Origin of the sequence: Paenibacillus kyungheensis (genome assembly GCF_028606985.1) — a bacterium.
Classification (GTDB): Bacteria; Bacillota; Bacilli; order Paenibacillales; family Paenibacillaceae; genus Saccharibacillus; species Saccharibacillus kyungheensis.
The window spans coordinates 4,928,419-4,948,085 of sequence record NZ_CP117416.1 but is presented as its reverse complement, the minus strand read 5'-3'; the positions used below and the strand labels follow the sequence as shown (position 1 = coordinate 4,948,085).

The 19,667-nt window shown below is 40.9% G+C and carries 16 protein-coding genes; 9 read left to right on the top strand and 7 right to left on the bottom strand.

Features of this window, described 5'->3' with window-relative positions; all coding sequences use genetic code 11:
* The first annotated feature begins 179 nt into the window (after window positions 1–179).
* Genes PQ456_RS21470 through PQ456_RS21460 form a run of 3 tightly spaced genes read left to right on the top strand, consistent with a single transcriptional unit; the run spans window position 180 to window position 6,261 of the window.
* On the top strand, window positions 180–3,317 hold the full coding sequence (locus PQ456_RS21470) for a hybrid sensor histidine kinase/response regulator (RefSeq protein ID WP_273614041.1): 3,138 nt from the start codon (window positions 180–182) through the stop codon (window positions 3,315–3,317).
* A complete protein-coding gene (locus PQ456_RS21465; RefSeq protein WP_273614040.1) occupies window positions 3,314–4,438 on the top strand; it encodes a response regulator in 1,125 nt (374 codons plus the stop codon). The genes PQ456_RS21470 and PQ456_RS21465 overlap by 4 nt, the downstream gene beginning before the upstream one ends.
* A 41-nt stretch (window positions 4,439–4,479) precedes the next feature.
* Window positions 4,480–6,261, top strand: a complete 1,782-nt coding sequence (locus PQ456_RS21460; RefSeq protein ID WP_273614039.1) for an S-layer homology domain-containing protein — start codon at window positions 4,480–4,482, stop codon at window positions 6,259–6,261.
* Between the two features lie 86 nt (window positions 6,262–6,347).
* Here PQ456_RS21460 and PQ456_RS21455 read toward each other — a convergent pair whose 3' ends face one another.
* The 4 genes from PQ456_RS21455 to PQ456_RS21440 form a co-directional block, all read right to left on the bottom strand.
* On the bottom strand, window positions 6,348–7,214 hold the full coding sequence (locus tag PQ456_RS21455; RefSeq protein WP_273614038.1) for an AraC family transcriptional regulator: 867 nt from the start codon (window positions 7,212–7,214) through the stop codon (window positions 6,348–6,350).
* A gap of 75 nt (window positions 7,215–7,289) precedes the next feature.
* Window positions 7,290–8,423, bottom strand: coding sequence for a Gfo/Idh/MocA family protein (locus PQ456_RS21450; protein WP_273614037.1), 1,134 nt, complete (start codon window positions 8,421–8,423; stop codon window positions 7,290–7,292).
* Between the two features lie 37 nt (window positions 8,424–8,460).
* Window positions 8,461–9,645 carry a Gfo/Idh/MocA family protein gene (locus PQ456_RS21445; RefSeq protein ID WP_273614036.1) on the bottom strand — a complete coding sequence of 395 codons (1,185 nt, stop codon included), beginning with the start codon at window positions 9,643–9,645 and terminating at the stop codon, window positions 8,461–8,463.
* Window positions 9,642–10,499: a sugar phosphate isomerase/epimerase family protein gene (locus tag PQ456_RS21440; protein WP_273614035.1), complete on the bottom strand. Its 858-nt coding sequence runs from the start codon at window positions 10,497–10,499 to the stop codon at window positions 9,642–9,644. Before PQ456_RS21440 ends, PQ456_RS21445 begins: the two co-directional genes overlap by 4 nt.
* Window positions 10,500–10,709: 210 nt before the next feature.
* On the opposite strand from PQ456_RS21440, the gene PQ456_RS21435 reads away from it, so the two are divergent.
* The 3 genes from PQ456_RS21435 to PQ456_RS21425 are packed head-to-tail and all read left to right on the top strand — an operon-like array spanning window position 10,710 to window position 13,768.
* Entirely contained in the window at window positions 10,710–11,741 is a 1,032-nt protein-coding gene (locus tag PQ456_RS21435; RefSeq protein ID WP_273614034.1) for a zinc-binding alcohol dehydrogenase family protein, read from the top strand.
* 33 nt (window positions 11,742–11,774) lie between these two features.
* Complete coding sequence (locus PQ456_RS21430; RefSeq protein WP_273614033.1) at window positions 11,775–12,824, top strand: YcjF family protein; 1,050 nt, start codon at window positions 11,775–11,777, stop codon at window positions 12,822–12,824.
* Between the two features lie 35 nt (window positions 12,825–12,859).
* Window positions 12,860–13,768: a serine/threonine protein kinase gene (locus PQ456_RS21425; RefSeq protein WP_273614032.1), complete on the top strand. Its 909-nt coding sequence runs from the start codon at window positions 12,860–12,862 to the stop codon at window positions 13,766–13,768.
* Window positions 13,769–13,850: 82 nt separating this feature from the next.
* On the opposite strand, the gene PQ456_RS21420 is transcribed toward PQ456_RS21425, so the two are convergent.
* Window positions 13,851–14,015, bottom strand: a complete 165-nt coding sequence (locus PQ456_RS21420; protein ID WP_273614031.1) for a hypothetical protein — start codon at window positions 14,013–14,015, stop codon at window positions 13,851–13,853.
* Between the two features lie 560 nt (window positions 14,016–14,575).
* Here PQ456_RS21420 and PQ456_RS21415 point away from each other — a divergent pair.
* Complete coding sequence (locus PQ456_RS21415; RefSeq protein WP_273614030.1) at window positions 14,576–16,627, top strand: methyl-accepting chemotaxis protein; 2,052 nt, start codon at window positions 14,576–14,578, stop codon at window positions 16,625–16,627.
* Here PQ456_RS21415 and PQ456_RS21410 read toward each other — a convergent pair whose 3' ends face one another.
* Window positions 16,628–17,140: a cupin domain-containing protein gene (locus PQ456_RS21410; protein ID WP_273614029.1), complete on the bottom strand. Its 513-nt coding sequence runs from the start codon at window positions 17,138–17,140 to the stop codon at window positions 16,628–16,630. It abuts the gene before it with no gap.
* A 134-nt stretch (window positions 17,141–17,274) separates the two neighbouring features.
* Here PQ456_RS21410 and PQ456_RS21405 point away from each other — a divergent pair, with 134 nt between their 5' ends.
* Window positions 17,275–17,694: a FlxA-like family protein gene (locus PQ456_RS21405; RefSeq protein ID WP_273614028.1), complete on the top strand. Its 420-nt coding sequence runs from the start codon at window positions 17,275–17,277 to the stop codon at window positions 17,692–17,694.
* Window positions 17,695–17,909: 215 nt separating this feature from the next.
* Window positions 17,910–18,926 carry a PTS sugar transporter subunit IIC gene (locus PQ456_RS21400; RefSeq protein ID WP_273614027.1) on the top strand — a complete coding sequence of 339 codons (1,017 nt, stop codon included), beginning with the start codon at window positions 17,910–17,912 and terminating at the stop codon, window positions 18,924–18,926.
* 48 nt (window positions 18,927–18,974) lie between these two features.
* Here the strand turns inward: PQ456_RS21400 and PQ456_RS21395 are convergent, their stop codons facing one another.
* Complete coding sequence (locus PQ456_RS21395; protein ID WP_273614026.1) at window positions 18,975–19,481, bottom strand: Crp/Fnr family transcriptional regulator; 507 nt, start codon at window positions 19,479–19,481, stop codon at window positions 18,975–18,977.
* Window positions 19,482–19,667: the final 186 nt, after the last annotated feature.

Here is a 19,667-nt window from a genome sequence, read left to right as displayed (position 1 = left end):
AACATACACCAAATCATACATCTTGAATAATTAGTAAAAACTCTAATTATTTTGCGTCAAAACCAACATTTCTGGATGCTTTTGACCGTTATATAGATTAGAACATGAACTATTTTGCGCAAATCTGCAAATGATTCTTACATAAATAGTAAACATCAGAAGAAGATGAAGGAGCCGTTATGAAAAAACAATGGCTAGTCCCCATAATTGTATTCTTATTAATCGCTTTGCCTGTATATGGATTTATCCGGCAATATCTTGACGATACAATCAAACATCCTGTTTCACAACATGGAGTCATGGATTTGCGTCAGTGGGATTACACAGCAGATGGCACAGTTCCCCTCAATGGAGAATGGGATATTTACCCCTCTGTTTTGCTGAATCCGCAAGATTTTCAAAATGGAAAAGCAATATCAACGAATACTCTGGCTCAACCTATTCAAGTTCCACAATCATGGAATAAAGTGATGGAGCAACATGGAGCTTCTGCTTTTGGGCATGCAACGTATCATTTGCGCATTCTGGTATCAGATCCAGAGCAAGCGGAACGCATGTATGGTATTCATGTCAAAAATATCCGTACAGCTAATCGCATTTTTATCAATGGACAACTTGTAGGGTCTAGCGGGTCTCCGGGGACGACAGCAGCAACGACGATCCCTAACAATGTTCCTTATAACACATGGGTTCCTGTAAATGGCAATACGATAGATCTGGTTGTTCAAGTCTCGAATTATAGTTATTCGTCTGGTGGTATCGTTTATCCGATCAATTTTGGTGATCTGGCTTCGATTACTAAAGAACGTGAAATTTCGATTATTAGTGATATTGCAGTGATGGGAGGATTTCTGCTTCCCGGTCTGTATGTATTGATTCTTTATCATATGCGTCGTAAAGATCAGACCTTGCTATATCTAGGATTTTTCTGTATCGCTGCTTTTGTACATGTACTAACACATGGAGAAAAGTTATTCAGTATGATATTACCTGATCTTTCCTACGATATTGTATTGCGTGTTCAACTCATCTGTTCGGTGACTTTCTATTACTGTTTGCTGTTTTATGTAAGCAAATCGTTACCGAATGTAGCTCATCGCTGGGTGTTACGTATGTATCGAATCATGTCTATCATCTTACTGATTATGGCGTTAGCAACACCAACAACTTTTTTCACTCAGGTGGATAAAGGATGGTTTTTCTGTAACTTGCTTACAGTGGCATATATCCTCTATATCGTAGTGAGAGCTGTTATTCGCAAGCAACCGAATAGTCAGGCGATGCTGTTAAGTGTGCATAGTCTAGCGGTCGTTGCGATTATTAGTTTAATCAGTCTGCGAGGGATTATCGACAATACAGTGATTATTCCTTTAGAAGTATTATTTTTTGTTATTACGCAGTGTCTGTTGATCGGTCGACAATTTGCCCTTTCTTTTCAACAAATCGAGAATCTATCTCAGCAATTACTGACGTTAGATGAATTAAAAGATGAATTTATAGCCAATACATCACATGCGCTTCGTACCCCTTTGCATGGCATGATTAATATGACGGAATCACTGATAGAAGGGGCAGCCGGGCCTGTAGCAGACCAGCAAGCGGAGCAACTGATCTTAGTATCTTCAACAGGGCGTAAGCTGGCAGCGTTAATCAACGATATTCTGGATTATTCCAAATTGAAAAATGGTGATCTGTTGTTAGATCGCAAAGCGGTCGATTTACGTACTGTTGCTGAATCTGTACTCGAAATTGTTAGCTATACCGTAGCAGGACGACAAATTGTATTTATCCAAGAATGGCCTGAATATGTACCTCCACTGTATACCGATGAAGATCGGTTAATTCAGATTTTATATAACTTGCTTGGCAATGCTGTGAAATTTACTGAACAAGGAGAGATTCGTTTTATTGTAGAAGTGGGTGCACAAGCGGTTACTTTTTCTGTAACAGATACAGGTATCGGGATCGAAGCAGATCGGTATGAAGATATTTTCAAATCATTTGAGCAAGGGTTAGGGCTATCAGAACAAAGTTATGCTGGTACAGGGCTAGGACTTAGCATCACCAAAAAGCTGGTCGAGCTGAACGATGGACAGATCACTGTGGACTCGGTTCCCGGTCAAGGATCTACTTTTACAGTGACATTGCCGACAGCGGATGTACCGATCACCAAAGAACTTACCACGTTCTCCAAACCGATCACTGTTCAACATGAAGTCAAACAATCGATCTCCAAAAACAAACCTGTGTTACAACGTGAAAAAGATGCAGTAGCACATAACGATGATGAATTATCTGCTGCTCCGCATACGCATGTTATTTTGATTGTCGATGATGATCCGATGAACTTGCAGGTGTTGAACAATATTTTATCGTTACAACAGTATGTGGTGATTGAAGCTCAAAGTGGGAAGCAAGCGCTGGATAAATTACGGTACCATCCGAAAATTGATCTAATGATTACCGATTGGATGATGCCAGGGATGTCGGGACTGGAATTATGCCGGCAGGTTCGTCAGCGGTATTCTCTATCTGAATTACCGATATTGATGTTGACTGCACGAAGTCGTCCTGAAGATATTCAGAATGGATTTGCAGCAGGGATTAATGATTTTCTAGGCAAGCCTGTTCATGCGATTGAGCTAAGAGCACGTGTGAATACATTGTTAGCACTCAAATCATCTGTACAGACTGTGTTACGGACAGAAATGGCTTTTTTACAAGCACAGATCAAGCCTCATTTTTTATACAATGCGCTGAATACGATTATTGCGATGTGTTCGATTGATCCAGATCAAGCTTCAGAATTGTTGATTGAGCTCAGTCAGTATTTACGGCGAAGTTTTGATTTTCAGAATCGGGATCAGTTAACGACATTGAATAAAGAAATCGAATTGATTCAATCGTATTTATTTTTGGAAAAAGCACGCTTTGATGAACGTTTGCAGATTGTATGGGATATTGATCGCGAAATCGGGCAAATGATTCCACCGCTTAGTATACAACCGCTTGTTGAAAATGCAGTGCGACATGGGCTGATGAACAGAGCAGCAGGCGGTATACTGACAATCTCGATTCAAGAACAACAGAATGATCTATTCGTACGTATTCACGATGATGGTATCGGTATCGCACCTGAAAAGATTCAAGCATTATTAGCAGGCGAGTCTGCAGCTTCTGCCAATAGTGGTGTAGGTGTGATTAATATTCACAAACGTCTACTCGCAATGTACGGGGAAGGGCTACAAATTGAAAGTACTATCGGTAAAGGAACAACGGTAAGCTTTATGATTCCGGGAGGTGAAATAAGCGCATGAGAGCGATTTTGATCGATGATGAAAAACCAGCATTGTTACACTTGGAAAAACTGTTAAACAAAGATGGCAATATTGAGGTCGTTGGCAAATATACATTTGCTCAAGCAGGGATCGATCATTTGAAAAAAGATAAAACTGATATTGTTTTTCTCGATATTGGGATGCCTGAGATTAATGGGCTAGAAGCGGCTGAATATATTCAACAGATTGATCATGGAATCAAAATTATTTATATTACAGCCTATTCTGAATATGCTTTAGAAGCATTTGAATTAAATGCACTGGATTATATATTAAAACCGATTGTGCCTGTTCGTTTTCAAAAAACGTTAGAACGGATACGCAATTCGATTCCAACTACTCAAGTGGTAGAGACCGAGCCTGCTGAAGATATGGTCAAAGTATTATGCTTTAAGCGGCTTACTTTACAAGATGGACACCATGATGGCAAAAAACTAAAATGGCGTACGATGAAAGCTCAAGAGTTGTTTGCTTTTCTGATGCATCACAAAGGAGAATGGGTCTCCAAAGAAAAAATTATAGATGCGTTATGGCCGGAATATACAGAAGAAAAAGCAACCACTCATTTGCATACATCGGTATATCAGATTCGGAAGTTACTCAAAGAATGGGGTATCACTACCAAGCTGGAATATGCACAAGAAGGATATCGATTGAATCAAGAAGGTATTATGAATGATGTAGATCGATTTGAAGCAGGCATTCAAGCAGACAAAGATTATGCCGAAGATTGCTATCATCAAAATGAACACTTGTTATCGTTATATCGCGGTGATTATTTAGAAGAACATGATTACCCCTGGGCAAGTATTCGCCGTCAAAATTTATTGCAAGCTTATATGAATCTACTGTTCACAACCGCTCAATATGAGATCAATCATAATCGGGAACAGCAAGCTATTCAGCGTCTATTAAGCGCATGGCAAAAAGATCCGTATTCAGAAGAAATTTGCCGATTGTTAATGACTGCTTATGCCAGTATCGGTCATTATGCTTTGCTGACAAGTTGCTATCGAAGTTTTGTGAATTTACTACAAGAAGATCTAGGCATTGAACCTCAAAAAGAAACGATACAATTATATCAACGACTTCACCAATAAATGACCAAATATATAATTATAAAAAGGATAGGGGGTTCGCGATGGCGCATTATCGTGGACGTGATATCAGTCGGTATTCGCTGTATATCTGTTGCATCAGTCTGCTAATGATGGTGGCTTGGGGATGGGGTGCTGTACAAGATGTTCACGCAGCCGAACAATCCACTTCATCAGACAGCTTATCATCGCCTGTTGTGCTAGCAGGGTCATCGGTGGATCTAGCCGATGTAGGTGTGAATATTCTAGCAGGGTGGCTAACAGGGACGACCACAGCGATGGAATATAGCATAGATTCTACTAACGGCACCAATGGTACATGGGTTCAAGCAGAAATGATCGTTACCCCTATACAATGGCAACCGGGTTATCTGTATGTTCGAGAACAAGCAGATCCTACTAATGTTCGCTTAGTAGCGGTTATACAGTTGGGTAGAGATGGCTCTTATATATTTGTCGATCCTACCGTCACGTCTATTGCCCCAACGACTGTAGATTCGTCGCTTGCAGAACCTGTTATCGGATCACCGGATTCCGCAGATATGGCAACGACTCCTATGGTTACGAATGATGAGAATAGTATAGAGACCAAGCCACTAGTTACAATTGACCCGGCTACAGATTCTACTTTGCCTACCATCCACATCAACAATCCTTTAGCGATTCAACAACTAACAGCGAACAATGATCATCAATTAGCGATTTCAATCCCAAAAGATCAACCATCGATTCAAGTACCGATTGAAGGTTCATTATTACAAGCATTGTATGAGCAACAGGGTTCGCTGATAATTGTGTGTCCGCAAGTAACGTACACTTTGCCTATTGCTATACTACCGCAACAACAATTGATTCAATCATTTATCAACCCGCCATCAGCGGTCACTCCGATTACGCTAATTATCAATATCAGTACACCATCCAGTAGTGAGTTAGCACCTTTGCAATCTATTGTGAACCAACAAGGGCTGACGATGATCGGTTCTCCGGTAGGTATTCAATTACATGCTGAATATAACGGACAGACAGTAGCCGTGAATCCGCAGGGAAGTGACCAAAGTCTCGACGTAACAATGTCAGTACCGAATACAACCTCTACTCCTTCTGCTAATGCTACAGCCACTACAGCGATTGTGTATCATAGTGATCAGACGATCAATCCTGTTCCTACAGTGATCTCACCCTCATCATCAGCAGACAGTCAATCACTAGCACGTATTCATGGATGGAGTAACGGTATCTATGCACTAATAGCTCATCATCCATCTTTTGTCGATATGACTACACATTGGAGCCGTACAGATGTGAATGATATGGCTTCAAGGCTTGTTGTAACAGGGGAAAAAGGAGGAGTCTTTGCACCGGATCGACTGGTAACCCGGGCGGAATTTGCAGCGATGATTGTTAGAGCACTGGGATTGTCTGCGGAACCTAGCAAAATTACTTTTTCCGATGTGCATGATTCTGATTGGTATGCTGGTGTGATTGGCAGTGCAAGTAATCATGGATTGATCGAAGGATATAACGATACTACATTTCGCCCGAATCAACAGATTACCCGCGAAGAAGCAAGCGAAATATTGAGTCATGCGATGAAATTAACAGGCTTGAGTACAGATATTACGACCAATGAAGCCAATGCACAGCTAAGTGGTTTTTCTGATCGCAAGCAAGTCTCTAATTGGGCTGTGCCTGCACTGGCTTTGGCTGTCAAATATCATATTGTTGAAGGGAATCAAGGAGCTATAGAGCCACAAAGCGATGTGTCACGTGCACAAGCAACAACTATGATTCGCCGATTGTTACAACGATCTGGTTGGATCTGATCCAACTTAACTGAAATAAAGACTACAATACAATAAAAGCCTATCCCTAAAACGTATCATAACAGGGGTAGGCTTTTGTCATAGAGTTAGTGTTCATTGATCGTATCCTGTAACCATCGGGCACGATATACTTCAGGCGAACAACCAACCATTTGTTTGAATAATCGGCTAAAATGAGTCAATTGCTTGAATCCTACCAATCGGCTAGCTTCAGTGATCGATAGATCGGATTGATATTGCAATAATAAAGTAGCTTGTGTAATCCGCCGATTGTATAGATATTTGAATACTGTAGTTCCTGTTGATTGCTTGAATACACTCGCAATATAAGGCTTGGATAAATGAAGATGATCAGCAATATCATCCAGAGTGATATCGTTCATATAATGGGCTTCGATATAATCCAGAATCGCTTGCGCATATCCTGATTTCCCGATGCGTTCATAAGTGATATGTTCTTGCTTACAACGTTCAGCAAGAAGTGATAGTAGATCACACATCCGCATTATAAATCGCAAAGATACTTTTGCATTTGGCTGAGGAGCGATCTGTTGTAGATAAGCTAACGACTGCTCCCATTCTGCTTGTTGTTCTGGATTGAGAGACAGTCGACAATTCCCGATATGTTCAAAAGGATACAGCAATTCCGAGATATGTTCAGGTTGAATATAATTGTGTAACACCGCTGGATCGAAATGCAAAATCGAGCGAATATATGGTTGATCAGGTGCAGGATGAGGGCGATGCAAAGTCATACCATGCATCAATAACACATCGCCCGGACGCAGATCATAGCTACGATCTCCTATAATGTAGGTGCACACGCCTGCATGAAAATAATAAATCTCATAATGTAAATGAGAGTGGAATCCGTCTACAGTCGGTGGTTGAAAAGGCATTTCCGATCGATATCCATAAGTCACAGACTGGTCTAAGCGCAATGTATTAGGCATCTTGCCAGTATACCTCCTGCAATGGGGTCTATTCATCAGATGATCTTGACTCCATTGTAACACTGGCAGAGAGCGCTAGGACAGACGATTGGCCAAAGGAGCAGTATTAAATCCTTGCAGTGCGTTTGTTTTTTTCCATGCTTGCTGTTGCGCGAGTAGACATAATTCAGCGGCTTTGAACGCATGCTCTTGAGTCATCGCATGTTCGGTTCGTTCTAAGACATCTACAATCAATTGACCGAAAAATGGAAAGCCTACTTTACCTTTAACTTCAAAATGATATTCCCCTTCATGATTAACAAGATAGACATGATCACCTGCGTTATCCCGAGCAATATCTACATATTTACGCAGTTCAATATAACCGTCTGTCCCTAGAATCGTTGTACGTCCATCTCCCCATGTGCTAAGACCTTCAGGGGTAAACCAATCTACACGCATATATCCTGAAGCGCCACTATTGCCTAGCAATGAAATTTCACCGAAATCTTCTAGTTCAGGATACTGCTGATGATGAAAATTAGCGACACGACTATGCTGAATTGTCGCATCTGTAGAGCCGGTAAATGTCAAAAACTGCTCAATCTGATGACTGCCAATATCGCAAAGAATACCTCCATATCGTTCACGCTCAAAAAACCAATCCGGTCGCTTTGTTGCTTGCAAGCGATGGGGGCCTGTACCCATAACCTGCACTATTTGTCCGATAGCACCTTGCTGAATAAGTTGCTCTGCATAGACAGCACTTTCTACATGCAGGCGTTCGCTATAGTAGACCATATATTTGCGTCCACTACGAACAGTTTCGACTTTAGCTTGGGTTAATTGTTCTAAGGTGGTGAAAGGCGCTTTGTCGGTAAAATAATCTTTGCCGGCTTGCATCACCTTTATGCCAAGTGGTCCCCGATCTGCTGGAATAGCAGCGGCAGCGACCAGAAGAATCTTCTCATCTTGTAAAATATGTTCTAAGGTTGGCGCAACGCTCACTTGAGGAAATTGCTTGCAAAATTGCTGTACTTTGAGCGGATCAGGATCGTATACCCATTTTAGCGTAGCACCGGCTTGTATCAGTCCTTCGCACATTCCGTAGATATGCCCGTGATCCAGTGCAGCCACAGCAATTTGACATTGATCGGGTGCACAGACCGGTTGGGATCGATATTCACTAGTTGGTGCGTAGAACATACCGTCTTTTTGCGAATGTTTCATAGCGTAATCTCCTTAAGATAGCTTGGTTTGGTTTCTATTATTTATAAGTAGCACTTAGATCAGCAGGCAATTGATCTGCCGAAGAATCAGGCTTGGCAATAGAAGATTGCTGTTTGCGTTGCTCCAACTCATGCTCAAATTGCTCTTCACTCACAGGTAGTTCTACCCAATCATCGATCCATGTCGACAAATACATCGCATTGGATAGACTTAGACCACGAATCCCTTCTTCGCCGGGAGCAATCAATGGAGTACCATGCTGAATACTTTCAATCCAATTGCGTATAATGCCAGGATGTCCAGTCTCGATTCCTTCAATCGGAATCTCGCATTTCCAACATTCAGGATGTCCGAACTTGCCTGTATAATTTTGATTAAATGCCGTTTCGGATTCACGTAAACGCCAGAATGTTAGCGTATCGTTTTCGATCACGATTTTACCTTGATCACCTGTAATTTCAAATCGATTACTACCCGGATATTCGCCTGTAGTTGTAATAAAAACGGCTGTTGCGCCATTCTCATACTCTGCATAGGCAGTCACATCATCTTCTACTTCAATATTGCGATATTTACCGAACTGACAAAAAGCACGTATTCGGGTCGGCATCATCCCTGTTGTCCATTGCAACAAATCAAGTTGGTGCGGACATTGGTTGATCAATACACCGCCGCCTTCACCACTCCATGTTGCCCGCCAACCACCGGAATCGTAATAACTTTGCGAGCGATACCAGTTCGTAATAATCCAATTCAGACGTCTGATCTCCCCTAATTCACCTGAAGAAATCAAGTCTTTTAATTTGATATAAAGCGGATTGGTGCGTTGATTGTACATAATCGAAAATACACTGCCACTTGCTGCTGCCGCTTCGTTCATTTCCCGTACTTGTCTGGTGTATACGCCAGCAGGTTTTTCTACAAGAACATGAATACCGCTGGCAAATGCGAGTGCGGCTTGTCTGGCATGATCATAATGTGGAGTCGCCAGAATCACTGCATCTACCGTTCCAGAAGAGAGCATGTCTTCGGCATTGCTCCAAAATGCAATAGTCGGCGATAGCTGTTCACTCACCCAATCACGCATCATTTCGCGAATATCACAGACAGCGACCAGTTCTGCCCCGATAATCGTCCCTGATAATAATGTACGAGCATGGGCACTCCCCATATTCCCGACACCAATAATGCCTACACGTATAGTAGAAGATGTATCTTTCATCGTTGACCCTCCTTGATAGACTGTCCGGCAAGTTCACGAAATGATCTGGCAAAATACGATAACATCTCAAACGAATCCATTTGCTCGCTAAAATCTTCAACACCCAGATAACCGTCATAGCCTACACTTTGCAAATCGCTAATGATCTGTTGCCAGGGCACAATCCCTTCAAGCATAGGAGCCCACTGACAATGCCATTGCTGATCTTGCTGAATCCATGCTGCATTTTTGACATGAACATGAGCGAGATAAGGCCCTAGCAATTGAAGCCCCATCCGGTAATTTTCATATCCTTCATGTACCATATTGCCGGGATCGTATAAGACACCTACATGCTGTGGATCCAGATGTTCGACCAGACGTAACGCCGCAGAAGCACTAGCAGCAATCGTCTGATGATGGGTCTCTATCAGAGCTTGAATCCCGTATTGTTGAGATAATTCTTGTACACTGGAAAGGTAACGGGTAGCTTCTGCATCCAGATCGCGATAATGACGGCTACGATCATACATGGGTACACCGACACGCATCATCGAAGCCCCTAATTGGCTGGCAGTGGCAAACGCATGATGGGTACTATCCAGATCCCCACATTTCAGATAAGGAACAAGAGCAATCGACTCTAATTGATGTTGTTGTACAGATTGCTTGATAATAGAAACACTAGGTTCAGTATGTTCTGGATCAATCGAACAACGATTATGTCGCCAAAAAGAAGGAGCTTCTGCTTGCGCATCTTGCGGAATAGCAGCAAAGCGCCACTCGATTCCGTCTATACCTGCCTGTGTAGCTGCTGTTATCAATTGTTCTGGTGTAAGATCAGGCGTACATACAGTAAACACTGAAAGTTTCATACGTAAATAGTCAGCTCCTTCATCATCGGTTAGGATAAAAACAAATACATTGATTTGCACAATGTACCATGTATTTGTATCCAATAAGAGGATCGAAGCGTAGAAGTAGAATAAGGGATAAACAAAAGAGAAAAGCGGTTAGTGTGAGATAAATGAATAACGGGTAAATATACAGTAACGACATACATAGATACCGAAAGGATGAAAACAATGAGTATGATGAAAGCTGTAGGAGTAACGCGTTATTTGCCAATTGATCAACCGGATAGTCTATTGGATGTAGAAATACCTAAACCATCTGCTAGCGGACGTGATCTGCTTGTGCAAGTTCAAGCGATTTCGGTGAACCCTGTGGATACAAAGATTCGAGCACCCAAAGATCAAGTCGAGGAGAATCCTCGTATTCTAGGTTGGGATGTAGCTGGAACTGTTGTTGAAGTAGGAGAGCATGTGACCGATTTTCAGATCGGAGATGAAGTCTTTTATGCAGGAAGTGTGACAAGAGCAGGAGGTAACAGTAAATACCATCTGGTTGATGAACGTATTGTAGGTCATAAGCCGAAGTCACTTGATTTCGCTGCGGCTGCTGCGTTGCCGTTAACATCACTGACAGCATGGGAAGCTATTCATGAACGTCTGGGAATCTCTGAAGATGCGTCAGCGAACTCGGATCAGACGATTCTGATTATCAATGCCGCAGGTGGCGTTGGTTCTATCGCTACACAGATTGCTCAGCAAGCAGGTCTAACAGTGATCGGTACAGCGTCTCGTTCAGAGACAACCGATTGGGCTAGAGCACATGGAGCTGATCATGTGATTAATCATCATGATGAATTTGTTCCTCAATTGCAAAAGATAGGTATCTCTGATGTGAATTATATTTTATGCTTAAATCATACTGATCAACACTGGCAACATATGGCGGATGCGATCGCTCCTCAAGGCAAAATCTGTTCGATTGTAGAAACAGAGGAACCGATTGATCTGGAAGCACTCAAAAATAAAAGTGCTACCTTTGTGTGGGAATTCATGTTCACCCGTTCGATGTATGAGACAGACGATATGAACGAGCAAGGTGTGATTTTGAACCGGATTGCGAATCAGATTGATGAAGGCAAGCTTCGCACAACAGAGACGAAGCGTCTGCGTCCGATTAATGCGGCTCAATTGCAAGAAGCTCATCGTTTGCTAGAAGCAGGAGATATGATCGGCAAATTGGTATTAGAAGGCTTTGAATCTTAATCAATATCTTGATCTATATACAGGAGGCACACGATGAGTACGAATGAACAGCTCAAAGCAACGATTCGCAAAACAGCAGATGAAGCGTTCGACAAAGAAATGGATGAGATTAACCGCCAGATGAAAGATGAAGTATTGATCGCTTTGATCGGTGATGTAAATGCAGGGAAATCTTCTACTATTAACCGCATTGTAGGCGAAGAGGTTGCGGGCGTAGGGGCAGAACCTGGAGAGACTACAGAAATTAAGCCTTATGCTTATCGGGAAAAAATTATTTTTATCGATACACCGGGATTGAATGATGTGAATCTAAGCAATTCTGCGGTTACCCGTGAATACTATCGCAAAACAGATGTAGTTCTTTTTTTCCTCAATGCCGCAGGAACGGTCTACTCGGAAGCTGAAAAAAATTCGTTACAAGCGTTAGAGAAAATCAATAGCAATATTATTATTGTACTCAACAAAATTGATGCGGCAGATGAGATTGATCGTCTGGTTCGTCGTATTCAACAAGAAACCGGTCATAAATATCAAGTGATTCCTGTGTCTTCACGTACCGGACAAAACATCGATACATTACGTGATAGTATATTGGATTTGTTGAAAAAAAAAAGTAAAGACATTTTATTCGCCCGCACGATCAAAGAAAAGTCGTCAACCGCCAACAAATGGATTATTGGCGCGGCTACTTCGGCGGGGGCGGTAGGAGCGGCACCGATTCCAGGCGCTGATATTATTCCGATCACTGCTATTCAGATAGGTCTGTTAACTCGATTAGCTGCACTATACAACAAGCCGATTAGTCGGGAAACGGCTAAAGAAATTGTGATTACCGCTATTGTTGGTAATCTAGGCAAGAGCTTATTTGCTCAAGTGCTCAAAATCTTCCCTGGAGCAGGTTCTGTAGCCGGAGCAGGAGTAGCAGGTGCAATTACACTGGCACTCGGGTATTCTGTCAAATATGCATATGAACGCAATATCGAAGTGACTCCCGAAACGGTAGGCAGATTGTATAAAAAATTCCGCGAACGTACCAAAAAACAAGATGTATCTCAAATCACATCATTAGATGATCCCAAGTAACGATAATGATGTGAATCGAAAGGCTGGATAATGTATTGAAGGCATTACAACGCATACAAGGGCATATCATGCGCTGGATTCAAGAACGACACTTTGCCGAAGGGCAGTTGATTCATGAGCGCTATAAGATTTGCCGTCGTTTGGGCAAAGGTAGCTATGGTGTCACTTATCTATGTGAAGATATCCAGACCGCGCAGACCTGTGTTTTGAAAAGAGTGTATCCTTTGCGTGGAGGTCATGTGCGAGCACAATTGATCTATGAACGTGAATGCAGAGCGATGAGTGCAATAGATCATCCTAGTATTCCGTCATTGCTAGATACATTTCAGTATCACCATTATCATTGTCTGGTGATGGAATATATTGAGGGTCATAATGTAGGTGAGTGGATTTTTGAACAGGGGCTTACCTTTACAGAGCTTCAATCGTTACAATGGATCAAGCAATTAGTAGAGGTTGTAACAGTGATTCATCAACAAGGATGGGTACATCGAGATATTAGTCTATCCAATGTGATCTATCATCAACATAAAGTCTATTTGATCGATCTAGGATTGATGTGGCAACAAGGAGAAGGAACAGCAGATGTCGCTCTGCTCGATGAACTGGTGAGTGGCGATCAGGAAGAAAAGCGGATTAGACGCGCACTAGATGTAACGAGTGATTTTTACGGATTAGGGCATTTGTTATTATTTCTTCTCTATAGCTACGAAGAAGAGGGAAATTCACATTCTTCACTAACAGATCGTCAAGAACGTAGCTGGGAAGAGGAATTACAACTTCATCCACGTACACATCAGATGATTCGTAAAATGCTTTTGGTAGCGCCAGAGCAACCATATCAGCATATTGATGAGATCGCGCAAGCTATCGATCGGATTATTACAGATTTGGAATCTTTACCTGCCAACAACAGCACATACCCAAATATCCCGCCAGTCTAATATCGGATGTATCTACGATAGACTGAACGGGATATTTGTGATGTGAAGATAGCTGAATATACATAAGAACATGATAGCGGTATTAGCTACTGCTGTACGAACTAGAGGAACGCTTCCCCCGATAATGACCACGTCCATGTTGATTGTGGAATCCTCCACGACGATAACGATCACTACTGCTATACGAACGACGACGATTTTTTTTAGATGAAATGATTTGCTTGATAATACTTTTCAGAATACCCATAATCGTTAGCTCCTTTATGTGCTTTTTTGGTTATTATTTGTATTGCTGTCACGTGAATAAAGATGAAGTAGGTCATATGGCATGATAAACGTTTAACATATCTGCATTAAAAATCGTTGTTTCTCCTCTTCATCTCTACTTTTTACGAAAGATACACAATAAGGTTTCTAAATTTTATAGCAATGGCTACGAGAACGACACAATATCTACATGCGGACAAAACGTTGTTGTAACAACGGTTTGCTCGTATTTCTATATTATGTAAGCCCTTTATAAAAGAAGTTACATAAAAATTAAGTCACGCAAAATTTAATTTTATGAATTAAATTAGAAAAAATATAAACAATAGTGATTCAAATGTCGAAAAAAAGTATATATTAAAATATATATAGTTATTAAGAACTAATCCTAATAGATTATTAAATGTCGAAAAAAGTATTATTATTAGTCTATTATTCTATAAAAGGCTAAATTAGTCTTTTAATTAGTGATTTAATCACCTGTCGTTAGTCACATAGAGTATCAATCAGAATTTATATTAAGAGGAGTTAATCATTACTATGAAATTATTTCGAAATATAACCGGGAGTCTGTTCTCGCGGATATTATCTATTGCTGCTGTATGTATTATATTGTCTATGCTGGTTTCTATTGTTACTGTAGGAATTATGACCACTCGTTCGTATGAGTCGATGAACACCAATTCATTAACACGTGTAGCCAATGAGAAAGTTACTGAACTTCAAATGGCTGTAGCAGCGCAACAAACATTAGCTAGCTCAATCGCTAAAGAAATTTACAATGTCGACTTTTTTCAAAATCTTACCGCAACAGGCGTAGTGAATACAACTAACTTCAATCGTATTCAAAGCAACCTTAATGAAAAATTGCAAAATTCAAATGGATTGTATGAAAATATATTTTTCTCGTATCAAGACAAAGTATTCTTGGATGGTCTTGCTGGAAAATCTCAAGGTACCGACTTGATCTCGACTTCACCGTGGTACAAACAAGTGCTAGAAAGTGGCAATCCGATGGTATCGGATACTCAGATTTCACCAGTTACTGGTAATCCTGTTATCGTAGTTGTCGAACCTGTCAAAAACCCGACTACCAATAAAGTGTTAAACGTATTTGCTCTTCCACTGAATATCAATATATTGCTAGACGGCATTACTGAAAAAGAAAAAGAACAAACGATTAGTACTATCGTGACCAATGATAAAGGGGTAGTTATCGCCTCACAAGATGCGAATCAAGTGCTCAAAACAGACTTTACGAAATTGAATAATGAAGATGGTCTGCAAAATATTACGACTGCTGAAAATGGTACAGGGTATGTAACGATCGATGGAGTACATTATCTAGCTTCATTTGTAAAAGATGATGTTCTCAAAATGAATGTAGTAACGTTCTTACCGGTTAGCAGTTATATGAGTGATCTATATAGCATTTTAACAACGATTATCGTGATTACGATTATTGCTCTATTGATTGCTTTGGTAGTTCTGTTCCTAGTCGTACGCAGTATTGTCAAACCGATTCGTCTAGCTTCAGAACAATTAGAAATGATGTCTCAAGGAGACTACTCGCAAACATTGCCTTTGCAATATGAAAATAGTGTAGGTGAAACAGGAGTTCTGATTCGTTCTATGAACCGGATGCACCAGTTTACCAAGCAAGTGGTTCAATCGGTTAGCGAAGAATCGAAAAAGCTAAAAGAAGCAAGTAATACAGCGCATACGATGTTTATGGATATGGACAAAGAGTTGCATGATGTCTCAGCGACAACTCAAAATATGTCTGCTGGTATGGAAGAAACAGCCGCTTCTGCACAACAAATCAATGCGTCAACCGAAGAATTTGAAAAAGCGATTGAATCGATTGCTAAAGGTGCGCAAGAAGGTGCAGAAGAAGCAAATATTATTAGTAAACGTGCGACTGATTTCAAAGTAGCTTTGGAAAAATCGGTTGCTGAAACTGGCGTAGTCTATGAAGAAGTGAAAATAGGATTAAATGAAGCTCTAGAACAATCCAAATCTGTAGATACTATCAAAGAGTTAAGCGATTCGATCCTACAGATTACTAAACAAACCAATTTACTAGCGCTTAATGCTTCGATTGAAGCGGCAAGAGCGGGTGAAGCGGGTCGAGGATTCGCTGTAGTGGCAGAAGAAATCCGCAAATTAGCGGATGCTTCTAAAGACACTGTAGGTCAGATTCAAGTGATTACGAACAACGTAACCGATTCTGTAGGCAACTTACAGCACTTTACACAACGTCTAATCGGTCTACTAGCAGGCAATATTTCAGAAGATTATGCAATGATGAACAAAACTAGCGAATCGTATATGAATGATGCGACGTATATCGACCGTATGGTGTCTGAATTTAGCGCAACCAGTGAACAATTAAGTGCTTCTGTACAGAATCTAGCTCAAGCGATCAATGAAATTTCGATCTCTAACAATGAGTCTGCTGAAGGCACAGAAGAGATTGCAGACAAAACAACAGTTGTAGTTCACAAAGCGAATGAAATTGCAGAAGAAGCGAAGAAAACAAATGATAGTGCAGATCGTTTGAACCAATTGATTCAACGCTTCAAAATCTAATTAGACAGAATGCCAGTATTGTAAAAGTGGTCCTTGTGATCCGTATATAGGGTCCATTTTCGGAAGAGGAACATGCGAGATTTCAGCTAAAGCTGTCGCATGTTCTTTTTCTGTTTCTGTCGCTGTGCGAGTATTGTAAGACATTCCGTCAGGATAAGCGCCAACAATGCGAAAGTCAGGACTAGCAGATATACGCTTATGCCCTGTACCCGCAGGTAGAACAACGACATCGCCTGCATACATTGTGAATAATTGACCTTCTTCTCCGCCTAGCTGAACAGTAACCTCTCCGCTGATCACGCCTAATACCTCATGTGCATTGCTATGATAATGATGGTAATTAAATACACCGTTTGTCCAGCTATTTAGCCAATGATTCTGATTGAAAATAGATTCAGTATCTGTCGGCTTAGCTTGCAGTGCTTGTGGATACAGTAGTACAGGCAATGTTGGATGATTGGGAATTCCATGATTCGCTTCAAAATAATACGTTTGGACAGAATGATCAGTCATATCTTTATAACCTCCTTAAATATATGTATAAATATACAATATCACTATACACAAAGTGACATAAACTGCCGATAATACATGCAGGGAATAATGAACAAGAAAGGGGTAATCTATCGGACAAAGGGGTAATACCTATGAATATTTCTTCAGTAACATCAAGTGCTTACCAGGCAGCTTCTACTGCAACGACAACAGACACGAGCGCACTTGAAAAGCAAAAAACAGCGCTACAAGCACAATTAACTAAATTACAAAGCAGTACAGATAAAAAAGACAGCGAACAACAGATCAAACAAGTGCAACAACAGATTCAACAAATCGAGCGCCAAATCGCTCAAGCGAGTGCCAAGTCAAGTGGTAGCGATTCGTCAGATACGGGTACAGCCTCTACCGATTCAACTGATTCTACAAGCAGTACCGGTTCAACAGCCAAAGCAGCGATTCAATCGCTCAAAGATGTACAAGAAGCTGTTCGCAAAACACAAGAAGAAGAAAAAGCAAAACGCAGTACAGCCGATATGGGTGTAGGTGGATTGCTAGATATCACTGTCTAATAAACGTATATCTGAATTTTGAAAAGCTATCTTTCCTTGGGGATGGCTTTTTTTGTGATATTCACTGCTGAAATGAATTGCAACATCATGAACATTTTCATCGAAAATAGGTATTTCTGAAAATATATGATTTACAGTATCAAAATGATAGTGTTAGGATAACTAATAATCAGTTTGACCATTACACGCATGGAGCACAGAGGAGTATGTAGCAAATGAAAGAATATGTCGTTAGTCGGATGTACAAAGCTTCAGCAGGAATGGCAAATGCGGTTCTCGTTACACTGGGGATCGGATTACTTTTCGAGACATTTGGTAAATTTCTTGGATGGGACACACTGATCGCTATCGGATCGGTTGCAAAAATATTGCTTGCTCCCGCATTAGGCGCAGGGATTGCTTTTCAATTGGGTGGCAATACACTGGTTCTTTTTAGTGCCATGATCGCAAGTACGATTGGTGGAGCAGCACTTCATCTCAATGTAGAAGGCGGCATGACATTAGTTCCCGGGCAACCGATCAGTGCTGTACTGGCAGCGATTGTAGCTACATATGTAGGGAAGCGAATCACCGGACGTACCAAGCTTGATATGATGGCGATTCCGTTAGGAGCTGTATTTGTCGGTGGATTAGTCGGAGCAGGGCTGGCAGCAGTAGTGACTCCGTTGTTGATTACGATCAGCGCAGGTATTACTCAATCTGTACAGGGTTCTCCTATTTTGGCTTCGATGGCGATCTCATTAGTATGGAGTATATTGTTAATGTCTCCTGCGTCCTCAGCAGCGATTGCGATTGCTTTGAAATTAGATCCAGTCTCTAGTGCAGCGGCATTGATTGGTTGTACGGTACAATTTGTTGGATTTACATTAATGTCTGCTCGCCAAAACGATGCAGGCGGAATTATAGCACAGATTTTAGTTACGCCAAAAGTACAATTTCCGAATCTGGTCAAAAATCCTCGGTTGGTATTACCTACGTTTATCGCAGCTATCATTTGTGCTCCGATTGCAACACTGGTATTCCATTTTCAAGCTTCATATGAATTAGCAGGATTAGGCTTGAACTCGATGATTGCACCGTTAAATATTTTGGCAACACAAGGAGCAAGTGCCTTTATCGTCTATCTCATGATCGGCGTGTTATTACCAGCAATCATTACATTGATACTGTATTATGTACTCAAAAAAATAGGCTGGGCCAAAACAGGCGATCTTCATATGGAAGTACAATAGGTGTGAACAGATAATTAGAAGTTGATGTGATTGTCATGATCTATTTGATTATATATGTTTGATCTGTGCTCGCAGCAATCGATTTACCGTTTCCCGTCGTACCCCGATTAATTGTCCAATCTCATCTTGAGTCAAAATATCAGTAATCGGAATATCGCTTAGATAATTCTGGAACCAGCTCTGTAAATGAGTCAATTTGTCGGCTGGAGCAATCTGGGTTAATTGATCTATTCGTTGTTGCATCATGCGCAGTTTGTCTTGCAGTTGTATCGCAATATCACGGTAGCGAAGCGGTTCACGTTCCAATTGAGCATACCATTCTGTAGCAGGAATCGGTTCGACTTCACTGGTCGTTAACGCAATCGCTGTACCGTGATACGCCATCGGGCTAATTAACGAATGATGCGGAATCGTCTCACCGGGCACAATAATATTAAATAAAATATGATTACCATCTTCATGCAGACGTACAATTTTGAAAAGTCCGCTTGTAATATGATAAAGTCCACCATGTTCTCCCTGGCGGAACAAAAACTCACCTTTATGTAAAATCATCATTTAACCTCTTTTCGATAGTTTGCTAAAGCTATTTTACTGTATAGATGCAGTGAAATAGCTTTTTTATTTGAAAATATGTATAGGGCGAGCAAGAGAACAAACGATATTATAAAAATATATTCATTACCGTACAATATCTTTAACAAATACGCTAGACAGCATCTTCAAGCCGACGTATACTAT

Coding starts and splice junctions, on each gene's coding strand:
- PQ456_RS21470 (WP_273614041.1), top strand. CDS start 180: ATGAAAAAACAATGGCTAGTCCCCATAATTGTATTCTTATTAATCGCT.
- PQ456_RS21465 (WP_273614040.1), top strand. CDS start 3,314: ATGAGAGCGATTTTGATCGATGATGAAAAACCAGCATTGTTACACTTG.
- PQ456_RS21460 (WP_273614039.1), top strand. CDS start 4,480: ATGGCGCATTATCGTGGACGTGATATCAGTCGGTATTCGCTGTATATC.
- PQ456_RS21455 (WP_273614038.1), bottom strand. CDS start 7,214: ATGCCTAATACATTGCGCTTAGACCAGTCTGTGACTTATGGATATCGA.
- PQ456_RS21450 (WP_273614037.1), bottom strand. CDS start 8,423: ATGAAACATTCGCAAAAAGACGGTATGTTCTACGCACCAACTAGTGAA.
- PQ456_RS21445 (WP_273614036.1), bottom strand. CDS start 9,645: ATGAAAGATACATCTTCTACTATACGTGTAGGCATTATTGGTGTCGGG.
- PQ456_RS21440 (WP_273614035.1), bottom strand. CDS start 10,499: ATGAAACTTTCAGTGTTTACTGTATGTACGCCTGATCTTACACCAGAA.
- PQ456_RS21435 (WP_273614034.1), top strand. CDS start 10,710: ATGAGTATGATGAAAGCTGTAGGAGTAACGCGTTATTTGCCAATTGAT.
- PQ456_RS21430 (WP_273614033.1), top strand. CDS start 11,775: ATGAGTACGAATGAACAGCTCAAAGCAACGATTCGCAAAACAGCAGAT.
- PQ456_RS21420 (WP_273614031.1), bottom strand. CDS start 14,015: ATGGGTATTCTGAAAAGTATTATCAAGCAAATCATTTCATCTAAAAAA.
- PQ456_RS21415 (WP_273614030.1), top strand. CDS start 14,576: ATGAAATTATTTCGAAATATAACCGGGAGTCTGTTCTCGCGGATATTA.
- PQ456_RS21410 (WP_273614029.1), bottom strand. CDS start 17,140: ATGACTGATCATTCTGTCCAAACGTATTATTTTGAAGCGAATCATGGA.
- PQ456_RS21405 (WP_273614028.1), top strand. CDS start 17,275: ATGAATATTTCTTCAGTAACATCAAGTGCTTACCAGGCAGCTTCTACT.
- PQ456_RS21400 (WP_273614027.1), top strand. CDS start 17,910: ATGAAAGAATATGTCGTTAGTCGGATGTACAAAGCTTCAGCAGGAATG.
- PQ456_RS21395 (WP_273614026.1), bottom strand. CDS start 19,481: ATGATTTTACATAAAGGTGAGTTTTTGTTCCGCCAGGGAGAACATGGT.